Annotated in this window: 10 protein-coding genes; all 10 read right to left on the bottom strand. The window is 46.7% G+C overall.

Annotation, left to right across the window (positions count from 1 at the left end; all coding sequences use genetic code 11):
* Positions 1–25: 25 nt before the first annotated feature.
* Complete coding sequence (locus CW749_RS20320) at positions 26–1,753, bottom strand: sodium:solute symporter family protein (RefSeq protein WP_101114203.1); 1,728 nt, start codon at positions 1,751–1,753, stop codon at positions 26–28.
* Positions 1,754–1,765: 12 nt separating this feature from the next.
* Positions 1,766–2,029 (bottom strand): DUF4212 domain-containing protein, encoded by a 264-nt coding sequence (locus tag CW749_RS20315; protein WP_101114201.1) that lies wholly within the window; start codon positions 2,027–2,029, stop codon positions 1,766–1,768.
* Between the two features lie 211 nt (positions 2,030–2,240).
* Positions 2,241–2,876 carry a response regulator transcription factor gene (locus CW749_RS20310; RefSeq protein ID WP_101114199.1) on the bottom strand — a complete coding sequence of 212 codons (636 nt, stop codon included), beginning with the start codon at positions 2,874–2,876 and terminating at the stop codon, positions 2,241–2,243.
* A 161-nt stretch (positions 2,877–3,037) separates the two neighbouring features.
* Entirely contained in the window at positions 3,038–4,114 is a 1,077-nt protein-coding gene (locus tag CW749_RS20305) for an ABC transporter ATP-binding protein (protein ID WP_101114197.1), read from the bottom strand.
* 17 nt (positions 4,115–4,131) lie between these two features.
* The gene (locus tag CW749_RS20300; protein WP_101114195.1) at positions 4,132–5,880 is read right to left on the bottom strand and encodes an iron ABC transporter permease; all 1,749 of its coding nucleotides are present in this window, start codon (positions 5,878–5,880) and stop codon (positions 4,132–4,134) included.
* Between the two features lie 104 nt (positions 5,881–5,984).
* Positions 5,985–7,325, bottom strand: a complete 1,341-nt coding sequence (locus tag CW749_RS20295) for an extracellular solute-binding protein (RefSeq protein ID WP_180958456.1) — start codon at positions 7,323–7,325, stop codon at positions 5,985–5,987.
* 203 nt (positions 7,326–7,528) lie between these two features.
* A complete protein-coding gene (locus tag CW749_RS20290; RefSeq protein WP_101114193.1) occupies positions 7,529–8,872 on the bottom strand; it encodes a sigma-54 dependent transcriptional regulator in 1,344 nt (447 codons plus the stop codon).
* Positions 8,854–10,854, bottom strand: a complete 2,001-nt coding sequence (locus CW749_RS20285) for an ATP-binding protein (protein WP_101114191.1) — start codon at positions 10,852–10,854, stop codon at positions 8,854–8,856. Before CW749_RS20285 ends, CW749_RS20290 begins: the two co-directional genes overlap by 19 nt.
* A complete protein-coding gene (locus CW749_RS20280) occupies positions 10,851–12,083 on the bottom strand; it encodes an ABC transporter substrate-binding protein (RefSeq protein WP_101114190.1) in 1,233 nt (410 codons plus the stop codon). The genes CW749_RS20285 and CW749_RS20280 overlap by 4 nt, the downstream gene beginning before the upstream one ends.
* 127 nt (positions 12,084–12,210) lie before the next feature.
* A complete protein-coding gene (locus tag CW749_RS20275) occupies positions 12,211–14,037 on the bottom strand; it encodes a protein-disulfide reductase DsbD (protein ID WP_101114188.1) in 1,827 nt (608 codons plus the stop codon).
* Between the last annotated feature and the right edge of the window lie 383 nt (positions 14,038–14,420).

The raw sequence follows: 14,420 nt of genomic DNA, 5'->3' as shown, positions 1-14,420 counted from the left end.
GGGGCTTTTGTGGCGTGTGTTTTAATTAGTGTGACTGAGCGTCGCCTGCGCCAGCTGGAACACGTACGTGCTCAACCAAGTCTTTCACTTCTTGCGGTGTATCTGCGGTTACTTTAGAAACAGCAAATGCGACTGCGAAGTTGAAGGCGGCACCGATAGCACCAAATGCATTTGGTTCAATGCCTAGGAACCAGTTGCTGCCCCAGCTTTCTAGGTATTTCCAATCAGCGATGAACAAAATGCCTTTGTGTTGGAATACGTAGAACAGAGTAATCGTGATACCTGCAATCATACCGGCGATTGCACCTTCCTTGTTGATGTTCTTACTGAAGATACCCATCATCAAGGCGGGGAATATCGACGAAGCGGCCAAGCCAAAGGCGAGGGCTACGGTACCGGCGGCAAATCCGGGTGGGTTCAAGCCTAAATAGCCTGCCACCGCAATTGCCACCGCCATCGATATCCGACTGGCGAGGAGCTCCTTCTTCTCGGATATGTTCGGATTAATAACCCCTTTTATTAAGTCGTGGGATATGGACGACGATATCGCGAGCAATAAGCCGGCAGCAGTAGAGAGTGCGGCAGCCAAGCCACCCGCTGCTACTAATGCGATGACCCAGTTAGGCAGCTTCGCAATTTCAGGGTTTGCCAGAACCATGATGTCACGGTCCACTTTTAACTCGTTTGTTGCTTTGTCAGAGGTGTACTGAATTTCACCGTCGCCATTCTTATCGTCAAATCCTAGAAGACCTGTTTTCTCCCAATTTTTGAACCAAGCTGGACGCTCGTCGTATTTCAAGTATTCGTTCTGAGCTGGGTTTACTGTGTCCATTAAGTTCAGACGAGCCATTGCTGCTACAGCTGGAGCCGTGGTGTAAAGGATCGCAATAAAGAACAGTGCCCAACCTGCTGAAGTTCGCGCATCACGTACTTTTGGTACAGTGAAGAAACGGATGATTACGTGAGGCAGACCTGCCGTACCAATCATCAGAGACATGGTGTAAACGAACATGTTCAGCGTATCGCCCCGAACGGCGGTGGTGTATTCGGTGAATCCAAGCTCGGTGACGACTTGATCAAGCCGATCGAGTAAGTAGACATCGGTTCCGACCATGGTCCCACCTAAACCAATTTGAGGCAGAGGGTTACCTGTCAGCTGAAGTGAAATGAAGATTGCGGGAATAGTGTAAGCTAAAATGAGTACGCAATACTGAGCGATCTGTGTGTAAGTAATCCCTTTCATTCCGCCCATTACAGCGTAAATGAATACGATACACATACCAATCAACAGACCAGTTGAGTAGTCCACTTCAAGGAAACGACCAAACGCAACGCCTACACCTTTCATCTGACCGATAACGTATGTCACCGATGCGATGATCAAACACGCTACCGCTACAACGCGGGCAGTGTTGGAATAAAAGCGCTCACCTACGAATTCTGGCACTGTGAACTTACCAAACTTACGAAGGTAAGGAGCAAGAAGCAGAGCAAGTAATACGTAACCACCGGTCCAACCCATAAGGAATACAGAACCACCGTAGCCCATAAAGGCAATCAAGCCGGCCATCGAAATAAACGACGCTGCCGACATCCAGTCTGCTGCTGTTGCCATGCCGTTTGCGATAGGGTTTACCCCCCCGCCAGCAACATAGAATTCTTTGGTCGAGCCAGCGCGGGCCCAAATGGCGATACCAATGTAAAGTACAAAGGTGGCACCGACGACTAAATATGTAATTGTTTTAAGATCCATCTTAACGACTCCTTACTCGTCCACGCCAAATTCGCGGTCTAACTGACGCATCTTCCACGCGTAGTAGAAAATGATTGCCAAGAAGCAGTAAATTGAGCCTTGCTGCGCAAACCAGAAACCGAGCTTGTATCCGCCAAGTTGGAATTGATTTAGTGCATCAACAAACAAAATGCCACAACCGAATGACACTACAAACCAGATTGCCATCAAGGAAATCATGAGTCTTACGTTTTTGTCCCAGTAGGCCTTTGCCCGTTCTTTGTTTTCGAACGCCATTGCCGTCTCCTTACGATATTGAATGCTCTTCATTACATGAACAGCTCGTTGTTAACGATTTGTATCAGGATTTACAATAGCAAGATGAAATCAAGAACTCTTTTCTACTTTAGTCTGGGCGAGAAAATGAAAAAGCCCCCTAAAAACGGGGGCTTAAAGATGAGTGTTCCGAAAAGTGAGATGTTAACACGTTGTTAACTTAGCCGAAGGTCTAAGACTCTGGCTCCATTTGTTGGAGAAGTATGACGGCTTGAGTTCGGTTTTTGACACCGAGCTTGCGAAAAATGGCGGTCATGTGTGCTTTGATGGTCGCTTCTGAAACGTTGAGTTCGTACGCGATTTGCTTGTTCAATAATCCGTCGGACAACATACCAAGTACGCGGTATTGTTGAGGGGTTAACGCGGCGATCTTTTCACTTAGCTCATTACATGCAGCATTATTGGTGATCATCCCTTCTGGGAAGAAAGGTTCTCCATTGAGTACCTGATTGAGTGCAGCCACCAGCTCTCTCATGTCGCTTGATTTTGGAATAAACCCAAACGCACCATGGCTTTTAACTTGAGTGACGACGCTGGATTCTTCACTTGCGGAAATAACGACAATTGGGAGATCTGGGTATTCGGCGCGAAGTTGGATCAAACCAGACATTCCATTGGCGCCGGGCATCTTCAAGTCTAGCAACAGAAGATCGGGTTCTTGCTCTTTCTCCAAAAGGGAAAGTAAAGCCGCTAGAGAATCGGCTTCAAGCAGATTGGCTCCGCTGATCGCCATATGTACCGACTGAAATAAAGCATTACGGAACAGTGGGTGATCATCGGCGATGAGGATGGTGTAGGTCGAGTCCATGACGTTAAGCACTCTTTAACAGACAGTTAATTTAATTATTATCACCGTCTCCAGAATACAACAACTAATATGCGCTTATTCTCTGATTTTTCTTCTAAAAATGTGAAAGAGCCAGACTAAGATAGACCGGCTCTTTAATAATTGATATTGATGTCAATAACTTAGCTTAACGCAACGATTTCATCAGGGTTAAGTTGCAGTAAGATCGGTGATCCATTTCTTATATGGGTCGAACCTCGCAAGTGAGGGTCATCGACCATTAACATTTGACCACCAATATCGATGCCGTAACGCACTAAGTGACCTAAAAACTCTCGATGTTTCACTTTTCCTTCCAACTTTATCGCGTCTGAATTGGGTGAGGAATGGCAAATTTCTAAGCTTTGAGGTCGGAATACCAACGAAATATCGCCTCGTTCCTTCGTTTGATACGGGAAATGAATACCGGATTCCGATTGGAACACACTGCTTCCGCCAGATTCAGTGATTTGCCCATTCAATACGTTCGCAGTACCCAAGAAATCGGCAACAAACTTATTGGCAGGGTTATCGTAGAGTTCAATGGGTTCTCCGATCTGTTGAATTACGCCTTGATCCAAAACCGCAATGCGATCTGAAATGGTGTTGGCTTCTTCCTGATCGTGAGTCACAAAGATCGTGGTTAATCCTAATTGACGTTGCAGATCAAGAAGATCACGTCGCATTTGTTCACGCAAATTCGCATCCAGATTCGATAAGGGTTCATCCAGAAGCAACACGCGTGGTTCAACGACTACCGTTCGTGCAATGGCGACCCTTTGTTGCTGACCACCAGAAAGTTGCGAAGGTCGGCGTTCGGCCAAATGAAAAAGCCCGACGAGGTTGAGCGCTTCATCCACCCGTTTTTTGATTTCCGGTTTCGGCACTTTGCGTTCTTCTAAGCCATACGCCACATTCTGGCGCACCGTCATATGCGGCCATAACGCGTAGCTTTGGAACACCATGCCTACGTTGCGCTTCCACGGTGGCTGTTCGATGACGTTTTCATCACCTAACAATATTTGTCCATTAGGGACGGGACCAAACCCCGCGATCGCGCGGAGCAGGGTAGATTTACCTGAACCGGAAGGACCAAGAAAGGCGAAAAACTCTCCGGGCTGGATGTCCAAATTCACCCCTTTTAGCACCTCGGTTTCCCCAAATGCTAACGTGAGATCCTTAATGGTAATGCCGACTTGTTGGCTGTTTTCTAAACTCATGGGAAATTCCTTTTCTCTTAATGACTCTTTTCGCTGTGAGCTTGGCGAGTACGTTCAACAATGGTGTGCGACAAGTACGTCGCTAACCCAACAATCACTACGGCAATCACACCCAAAGCAGCACCGGGACCCCGCCCAGCAGCGCTTTGCATGAAGATGTACAAGCCGTAGGCCAATGGGGCATCCGATTCTTGTGCAACGAGCATAATGGTGGCGGAAAGCTCAACCGCGGCAGTGGCAAATGCGGTGACAAACCCTGCCAAAATACCTGCCGCCATTAGTGGCACGACAATGCGTCGGATGGTTCGAGAGCGGGTTGCTCCTAGGTTTTCAGATGCTTCTTCAAGTGAAGGGCTAACCTGCTGTAACGCGGCCACACAGGAGCGAAGCGCATAAGGTAAGCGCCGTACAGACAACGCAATCACAATGATTCCCCACCACGTTGCCATCGATGTACCGACAATCGGTAATTCAACGTCATAGAAGGTACGCAAATAGCCAATGCCGAGAACAACACCTGGTACCGCGAGAGCAGCCATGGCACCAAAATCGAGCCATTTTCGTCCCACCATTTTTGTGCGCCAGACAAGGTAAGCGATCGCGGTGCCCAAAATGACATCGATAATGCCCGCTAGACCAGCGTAAAGCAGAGTATTGGTGATGAAGTCAGAAGCTTGAGTGATCGCGGTGGTGTAGTGATCAATTGTGAAGCCGTCTGGGAGTGGGCTAAAGCTCCAAATCGTACCAAACGAAAGCAGCAACAAAGCAAAGTGCGGAGCCAAAACCAACATGAGGATCAGGGCAATCACCGCATAGCAACCCACCATTTCCATAGGGCGAAGCTCACGCTTGGATAAACCGCCGCCGCCTTTTTGTGTTGTGGAGTAGTCTTTTCCTTTTAACGCTTGGAAAGAAACCCAAAGTGCAAACACAGAAAACGCCACGAGAATAACCGAAATAACGTACCCCATCGGATCAGAAATACCCACCGATGAAATGCGCAAATACGCTTGTGGAGCCAGCATGTTGTTTACGTTGAGTAAAAGTGGTGTGCCTAAATCATCAAACACTTTTACAAACACCAGCGACGCCCCCGCAACATAGCCAGGCATAGCGAGTGGGAACACTATTCTTCTAAACAATTTTAAGCCTGAAGAACCCAGTGATTGCGCCGATTCTTCCATTGAGCGATCAATGTTTTGCAATGCGGCAGATAAGTTAATCAGAATGAATGGGAAATAGTGAACGCTTTGAACAAAGATAACGCCATTCAACCCCTCCATAATCGGGATTGTGAAACCGAAATATTCGTCCAAAAGCAAATTCATTGTGCCGTTTTCACCAAACAGCAATTGCATCGCGACGGCGCCAATAAAGGGCGGCATGATAAGAGGCACAATACCTAAGGTTTGAATCAGCACCGTACCTTTAAACTGGAATCGGCTGGTGAAATACGCCAAAGGCATGGCAATAATAGACGCCACCACCACCGACATGAAGGCAACGTAGAAAGAGTTAAAGAAAGATTCTTGGAACAAAGAAGAACCAAAAAAATCTTGAAAGTTAACCAGTGAAAAGCTGCCTTCTTGATCTTGGAAAGCAACAAAAATGACCTTTAACACGGGCACAAAAAGAAAAACGATGATGAACAAGGCGATGATGATGGCGGATAAATATAATCCCCAATCTTCACGAATTTTTTTCAGCAAACCACGGCCTTTTTGTCCTGTGTCGTCTTTTGACTGTGGAAGAGAGACACTACTCATAAGAAACTCCATGTTCTTGAGATAAAAATTCCCCCCAGCACCACGCAATTACGTGGTGCTGACCTACAAATGGGGGGAATCAGATGTTGTAGAGCGGAAAAGGCTTACAGCATATCCATTGCTTGTTCGGCAAGCGCTTTGGCTTTGTCGTAATTAACGACGACTTTTTTATCCCAAGCTTGCTCAATTTCAGCCTGACGAGCGCCGACTTTGTCGGTTTTCTTCTTACGCTTTTTGGTGAAGATACCGGCAAAATCAGGGTCACTGGCTTCTTGTGCTGTGATGGGCATTTGATTGATTAATGCTTTAGCTTGAGCAACCAGCTCTAGCGCTTTGGCATTGTTTTGAGATTTCGCTTTGGATTCAGCCTCTTGAATGGCTTTCGTTGCACTGCGCAACTCTCCCATACGGTAGGTGATCATGACGTCGAACAAGCTATTGACGACGTTGTAGCGAGATTTGGATAGGTTGAGATCGAAATCCACCGTTCCAAGCTTTTCACCTGTAAATGGGTTTGGAAAACCTTCAGGCGTTTTGCTGTATACATTTGGGTTGACGGGTAAGCGCTGAATCCCTTCATCGAGAAGGAGTTCTTGCCCTTCGTCAGAGAGTAGGAAATCAATAAAAGCGCCTGCCGCTTCTTGGTTCGGTGCATTTTTGACTTTACCAACGTTAGCGGGAACAAGTGCCGTCACTGTCGGATAGTGGAAGTCGACCGGGAAACCTGTTGCTTTCGACGACAGACCAAAGAAGTCAATCACAATACCCACACCAAATGAGCCACTGTTTACGCCATCTGGCACACCAAAACTTCGCTCGGTGACTACGCGGAAGTTACCTGAAATGGCTTTTAGCGTTGCCCAACCATCTTCCCAGCCCTTACCTTGAAGGATCGCTTCTACCGTTAGGTGAGTGGTTCCTGAGCGTGAAGGTGCCGACATTCCCACGTGTTTGTGGTAAACGGGGTCAGCCAAATCTTCCCATTCATTGGGAATAGGCAGCTTTTTGGCTTTCATGTAGCGTTCGTTCCACATCATTCCGTAGCCCGAAAGCGCAAACCCTTTGTAGTAACCGTCTGGGTCATTAATAGGAAATGATCCTACTTTCTCGGGAATACCGGTTACTGAGGATTGGTACTGTGCCAGTAAGTCGTTGTCTTTTAGCACTTCAAAAGCATCGGGGGCTGAGGCCCAGAAAATATCGGAGTTGTTACGAGAAGCCGTTTCTTGCAGATACTTGATACCGGATGTGGTTTTTTTCTTTAAGATTTCGACTTTTACGTTGGGGTATTTTTTTTCAAACGCTTTTTTATAAACGTCGGTCACGTCATTGGAAAACGAGGTGACGATCACCAAGTCTTTGTCCGACATTGCCCAAGCGGATGCGCTGCCCATTGCGAGCATCATTGTGCTGGTTAGTGTCAGCAGTTTGATTCCATGTTTCATTGTGCACTCCATTTTTATCAACGTAGGGTTATCCATGTGCGGGTTACCAGCGATTTGCGCGATAACCTATCGTTAATAGTTCAAATGTTATGCCAATGTTAAATTTAAATTAATTCCTTTAATTTTAGTGTCTTATGGTTTTTCGACTTCTTGCAGTGTGTCAAATGACGACGAATGTGATCTGTGAGTAGGTCATTGATGACCTACTCTTCTAGCAAAACGTAATCTTCTTTTTTCAAGCCAAACTTTTTCATTCTTAAGTACAGATTCTTACGTGGAATATCTAAATGTTCTGCTGTTGCGCCAATATGACCATCAAATTGAATCAAGGTATGGTGAAGGACGGAAAACTCAAATTGCGTCATTTGATGCGCCAAACTGTGACATTCTTGCTGGTTACTGGTGAAGATAAGATCCGATATGCCCAAAACGATCCGATCTGCTTCGTTCATCAGTTCGCGCACATTCCCAGGCCAGTCGTGAGACATGAGATGCTGGAAATGCATCGGTGTTAGGGTGGGGGCTTTCTGCCCAAGGCGCTTTTCGGCGCCGTGAATGAAATACCCCAATAGCATCGGGATATCAGACTTTCGGTCTCGCAGTGGTGGGATGTCTAGGTTGGCGACGTTTAGGCGGTAGTACAAATCTTGTCTGAAAACGCCTCGTTGTGATAGGTCGAATAAGTCGTCTTTTGAAGCGGAAAGAACTTTCAAATCAACTTTTACGACTTGGTTACTGCCCACTCGTTCTAGCTCACCTTCTTGAATGACTCGCAGTAAACGTATTTGAGCGGATAACGGCATGCTTTCTATTTCATCGAGAAATAAGGTGCCGCCAGAAGCGTACTCTATTTTTCCTATTCTCTTTTTACTGGCTCCGGTAAAGCTGCCTGCTTCATGACCAAACAGCTCCGACTCAATCAGATTTTCTGGCATAGCGCCGCAGTTAATGGCGACAAATGGTTTATCACTGCGTTCAGACTGGCTGTGTAAGGTACGGGCGATTTTCTCTTTGCCTGTGCCTGTTTCTCCGTTGATCACAATGTTGACATCGGCATTAGCGAGGGTCATTAACCGGCTTTTGAGTTTCTGCATGGAATCGGATTCGCCGATGAGCAGTTCATCCAATGTGATGTTACGAGGATTCCTTTGTTTCAGCCTTCGGTTTTCCAGCGTGAGGGCACGATGCTGAATGGCTTTGGTTGCAAGCCCGATAAGATGCTCGGGTCTGAGCGGTTTTTCGACAAAATCAAAGGCACCTTGTTTAATGCATTGCAACGCGGTTTCGATGTCCGCATGACCTGAAATTAGAATCACGGGCAACTCTGCGTCGAGTTGCTGTAGGTGTTGTAAGAACGTCATGCCATCCATGTTGGGCATTCTGATGTCTGAAATGACAATGCTATTGGCGTTATATTGAATGCAAGGAAGTGCTTTGTCGGCAGAAGCAAATGCCGTGACGATCATGTCATTCAGTTCTAGGATCTCGCTCAGGCTTTCTCTGAGTTCTTTATCGTCTTCCACCAGTACTACATGGGTTTGAGACATACCATGACCTCCGTTCCCTTGTTAATTTCAGACTGCACAAAGATCGTGCCGCCGAAATCTTGAATTATGTTATGTGTTATCGACATCCCGAGCCCTAAGCCACTGCCCACCTCTTTTGTGGTGAAGAAAGGTTCAAAGATTTGGTCGATTTGTTCTTGATTCATACCACACCCATTATCGGTGATACACAGGTTGATCCAGTCGGTCGATTGATGGGCTGAAATGGAAATAGAGGGATGAAATTCATCGTCTCCTAGTCTCTGCTGAATGGCGTCTAAGCTATTACTGATGGCGTTGACCAAGACCTGCTCTAGCCGTATTTCGTTGGCACGAACACATAAATCGGTTGGAATATCGATGGTGACCCAATCCTCTGGCAAGCTTTCTGTGAATAAATCTATGGCGTTGATCACCGCTTTGTATACGTAGGTTCTTTGGGTTACGTCGTCTGTTTTGCGAGCAAAGGATTTAAGGTGTTGGCAGAGTTTTGTCGCTCTGTCGGTGATGCGTTCTATTCGGTCCAATTTTTCTTGCGCTTGCTCTGGTTGCTGTTTACTTAAGTATTGAGAGGCGAGATAGCTGTTCGAACGAATGGCGGCTAATGGCTGACTAAATTCATGCACGATGCCTGAGGTTAGTTGCCCGAGCACGGCCAGTTTAGCGGCTTGAACCAATTCTTCTTGGGTTTCTTTTAAATTGTTTTCTGCTTGCTGGCGCTGCTCAATTTCATCTAAAAGCTGGTGGTTTTTTTCTTCTAGAGCACTGGTACGTTGCCTCAATTGCCTTGCGGTTTGGTTAAATACATTGGTGGCGTGCGCCAACGAGGCCACTTCATCTTGCCCCGCTATTTTTAACGGTGTTTGCAATTCGCCTTGCGCCAAATGTCGCATGCTTCGGAGTACGGTGGCTAAACGGCTGAGGAGCTGGTTTTTAAGGTACAAAGCAACGAATATTGTCAGTATGGCAATAGTGCCGATGGTGACGTTGAGTTGAGTTCGGCTGGTGTTCACGATATCGGTAATGCTGCTTGCGGTATTGGTTGCCTGTGCTTCGGCTTCGCGCACGGCTTCTGAAATGAACTGGCGAATGCTTTGAATGAGTGCTCGGTTTTGAGCAAGCAATTCTTGGTTCCCTTCATCGAGAGATAATACTCTGAGTGCTCGCTGAATGGGGGTATTACTCCCAGTAACGTGGTCGTTGAGCTGCGACGCAATTTGACGAATGGTTACCGTGCTAGGAAGTGGCTTGAGTGCACTGATTTGTTGATAAATGGTCACCATGGTTTCATCGATCATGCTTTGCGCTGCCAAAATGTCGGTTTGGCTTGAAAACAGAGAGACACGCTGGAGAAGATCCAGCACTAGGTTTACATCGGCTTCTAGCTTTAAAAGTTGGCTCTGGCTGTTGCTCTCAAATTGAAGAGAGGCAAATTCAGATTTAGACAACACCTGACTCTTTTCGAGTTTGTCCATTAACAGTCCGAGGTTGAACTGGCTTTCTTCCGTAAGCGGAATGACTTCATCTACAAAATCGATTTGTGCCCAATATAACTGTTGCCTAAGTTGTTGCTGGCGCTCTTGAATCAGTAGCTTTTGCTCGGTATTGGCATAGATTTTACGAATGTTTTCCTTGAGTTCTGAAGCGAGCCGTTGCATTTCTTGATGATGTTTGGGAGACAGCTTTTGCGGGTCTAAACTGCTCAGCTTGGGGAGCGTATTTTGTAAACTTTGATTGGCCTCCTGAAGCGCACTGGCGGACTTGGCTAATGCCAAGTGAGTAGCGTCTGTCGTTATCTGACCGCCCAACTCTGCAAACTTGGCAGCAGCGACCATAACCGGAAGCTGTTTTTGCCCCCAAGTTTCTGAAGAAGAGGCGAGGTGTTGAAGTGTGACGACGTTAGATACCACCATACCAATGGCAATACAGCCTAGTGCCATAAAAAGTGCAAAGATTCTAAGCGCGATACTGTGGCGTTTTTTCATGGCGAAACCTCACGAGAAAGCTGCTCTAGCTCGGATATGGCGGACTCTAGATCAGCATTCATTTGCGACTGCCATAGTCCCGTTATTCGCTGATAAAAATCTTCATAGCGGTGCACGCTACTGAGTTTTTGGTTGAGAGTAGGGTCGGAGGCTACGCCTTCTTCGACAGGAATTTGGCTAATTGACACCCATATGTCGTCTAATTTTTGTTTTTGGGGCGATGAGAGTGGTTGCTGATGGATGTGGTGCCATGTGACCCAAAACCGATGTAAAGCATCCAGTCGATGTGTGATCCATTGGTCGAACAAAGCGTTGACGGTGTGATATCGGCTGGCGGAAAGCTCGCTATTGAAATCTGACGTACCACTTTTTTCTGCCATCTCAACGCCCACTTTAAAAGGAATTCGATTGATGTTGGGTTGATTGAGCAAGGCTTGCCCCTCACCAGACAATATGAAATCAACAAAGGTATGGCGAATAGCATTAGAAGGAGACTGCTTGGTGATGCCGATTTGTGCCGGAATAAGTGGCGAATCGGGGAACGGATGAAACCCAACCGGAGCTTGATTGGCTAACGCGCTGCGATAGAAAAAGTCGACGACAGGGGCAACCGTAAAGCGCTGCCTTAAAATGCCTTCCCGTACGCCAAAGCTGCGCGCGGTGATGGTGCTTAGATTCCCCCCGAGTTTTAACAATAGTTTCCAGCCTTCTTCCCAGCCGTATTGCTGCAATACAAGTTCGATAACCAGATGGTTGGTGCCGGAGCGAGAAGGCGCACTCATGGCTATTTGGTTTTGAAAACTTTCAGAGGTGATCACTTCCCAGCTGGTGGGGGTGGGTAGATTGATCTGTTTAAGTCTCTCGGTATTCCAAAAGAAGCCAAACTGCGACCACGCAAAGGTATGGCTCTGTTGGATGAAACCTGCAATGGCAAGCTGAGCCATGGCATCGGATGAGCTGAGCCAAATGAGGTCGGCATTTGGGCTTCGGCGCTGTTCTAGGTGCGCCATTAAAGCGGGTGTTTTTTTATTGATGAAGCGAAGGTGCGTATTGGGGTATTTATCCTGAAATGCCTCTCGAATAGGAGAGTAAAAGCTTTCAGGGAATGAAGTGAGCACTACGATGTCGTTCGATTGGATATTACTGGCAACAGCCATATTATGGGGCGTTACCATTGTGGAAAACAGCCACCCCAAACTTACACACAATGTGCAGATAATCCGTTTCATGATAAAAAACCCAGTTACGTCACTGAGATTATTATGTTGAAAATTTGAGCTTTTAACAGAAATGAAACAAAAAAATGTGAGCCCGAAAAATCGGGCTCACATTGAGGTGTTTGCTTTGCCGGGGCGGTTACAGTGCGTTTAAGTGCGTAAGAAATGGTTCGGCTGGCATAAAACCAGTGAGGCGTGCATTGGGCAAATATTCCCCATTTGCATCCCAAAACTCAATAGTGGGTAACCCCAATACTTCGAGTTTTTGCAGCAACTCAATGTCTTCTGGCATGCTTCTCGTGACATCGGCTTGAAGCAATACATAGCCCTGCAGTTTTGCTTCCACTTCAGGGGCGTGGAAGGTGTATTTTTCAAATTCTTTACACGCGACACACCAATCGGCATAGAAATCGAGCATGACGGGTTTCCCTGCCTGCTTAGCAGCCAGCAGTTCTGCTTCTAGCGCTGCAAGGTTTTTGACTCGTTTGAACGCCACGGTTGGTTCGGCTTGGGCAACCGCAGATGGGTTCCACCACTGAGAAAGAATAGGCTGTGCAGATGCGACAATACCGAGCATGGCAATAATGCCGACTAAGCTTTGCTTCCAACCACCAAATGGCAAGCTGTTCTTCGCATGGTAAAGCCAGCCAAATGCGCCTAAACCAAGTAGCGACCACATAATTTGAGTCCAGAGCTCTGGAAGAATTCGCTCGAGTAGGAAAATCGGTGCGGCAAGTAAAATGAACCCGAACATCACTTTAACGCGATCCATCCAACCTCCAGCTCTTGGCAGAAGCTTATTACCAAATACAGCTACTGCAATGAGTGGAATGCCCATACCGAGCGCTAGGGCATACAATGCAACGCCACCCGTGAGCATATCGCCGCTTTGAGCAACATACAAAAGTGCGCCAGACAGCGGAGCCGTGGTACAAGGTGAGCACACTAAACCTGAAATCGCACCCATAGCAAACACGCCGGCATTGCTGCCACCTTGTTGTTTGTTGCTAAGGTTATTAAGCCAAGTTTGAACTCCGCTTGGTAATTGAAGGGTGTAAGCCCCAAACATGGAAGCGGAAAGAGCAATAAACAGCACACTTAAGCCAATCAACACATAGTGGTGCTGCATGGCGGCTTGGAATTGAAGCCCAGCCGAAGCAACGACTAGCCCAAGAATAGTGTAGGTGAGCGCCATCCCTTGAACGTACACAAACGACAAGCCAAGCGCACGTTTCTGCGAGATTTGGCCACCGCCCAATACGATACTGGTAAGGATTGGGTACATTGGCAGAACACAAGGCGTGAAAGCTAAACCCACACCCAAAGCAAAGAATAGTAATGGCGTCCACCAACTGTTGGCCAGTTTGTCCGCAAACCCTGATTCTTGTGATTGTGAAATGGTTGATGAAGCAGGCGAACTTTTGGATTCCGAGCTATTTGATTTTGAGTTGCTAGGAGTTGCATTCACTGAACTTGATGAGTCATTACCCCCTGTGGAAGTAAATGCTGAAATCGGCACAGTGCGAATTTCTGGTGGGTAGCAAAATCCTGCTTTTGCACAGCCTTGATAGCGGACTTCCAGCTCTGCGTTACTTGTAGCTGACAGCAGCGGCACGGTAACGGTGAGCGGAGAAGTATAGATTCGAACATCGCCAAAAAACTCGTCTTTGTACGGTTGACCATCTCGCATTTCAATTGAACCAATTTCGGCACCATTTGCGGAGACCGAAATACGTTCTTGATAAAGGTAGTATTCATCTTTGACCTGCCATTCAAGGCGAATGCGATCATTGTCTTGGAAAAAGTTAAATGGGAAGGCTTCGTCTACAGGGACAAATTGATTCGGTGAGTTATCGAAGCTGGGCGTGAACCCTTGAGCATTGTTCGAAAACAATTCAGCAGATGCTGGTGCAGTAAGCCACACACTCAATACCAGCCAATATAAAAATGATCGCAGAGTTTTCATTACATTACTTGTCAAAAAATGAATACCTTATCAGACCTGATAGAGGCGCAATAAGTTTCATCATATACCCAAGTAACCTCAATATGCTAGGTTCAGCGAGTATTGCTTGGTTTTTAGGCAAGGCATTGATTTGTCGATTTAGTGGTTCTAAATCAAAAATCGATAACGCAGCATAAAAGCCAAGCAATCTCGCCCTTGGGAGCCTATCTTTTGTCTACTTTCATCGTCAAAAAGCTTTGATAGGATGGGTTTAAATAGAGAGGCTAGGACTGAGGTTGGCGATAGAGCTCTGAATCCTGCATATTGAGGTCACTTGGGTATCATTGCGTTTAGCATTAGAAAAAAAGGAGCGCAGTGCGCTCCTTTCAGACTGCTGACAAAGG

Source organism: Vibrio sp. vnigr-6D03 (genome assembly GCF_002835515.1).
Taxonomy (GTDB): domain Bacteria; phylum Pseudomonadota; class Gammaproteobacteria; order Enterobacterales; family Vibrionaceae; genus Vibrio; species Vibrio penaeicida.
Note: the sequence above shows the minus strand (reverse complement) of the source record. Positions and strands in the feature narration are given on the sequence as shown.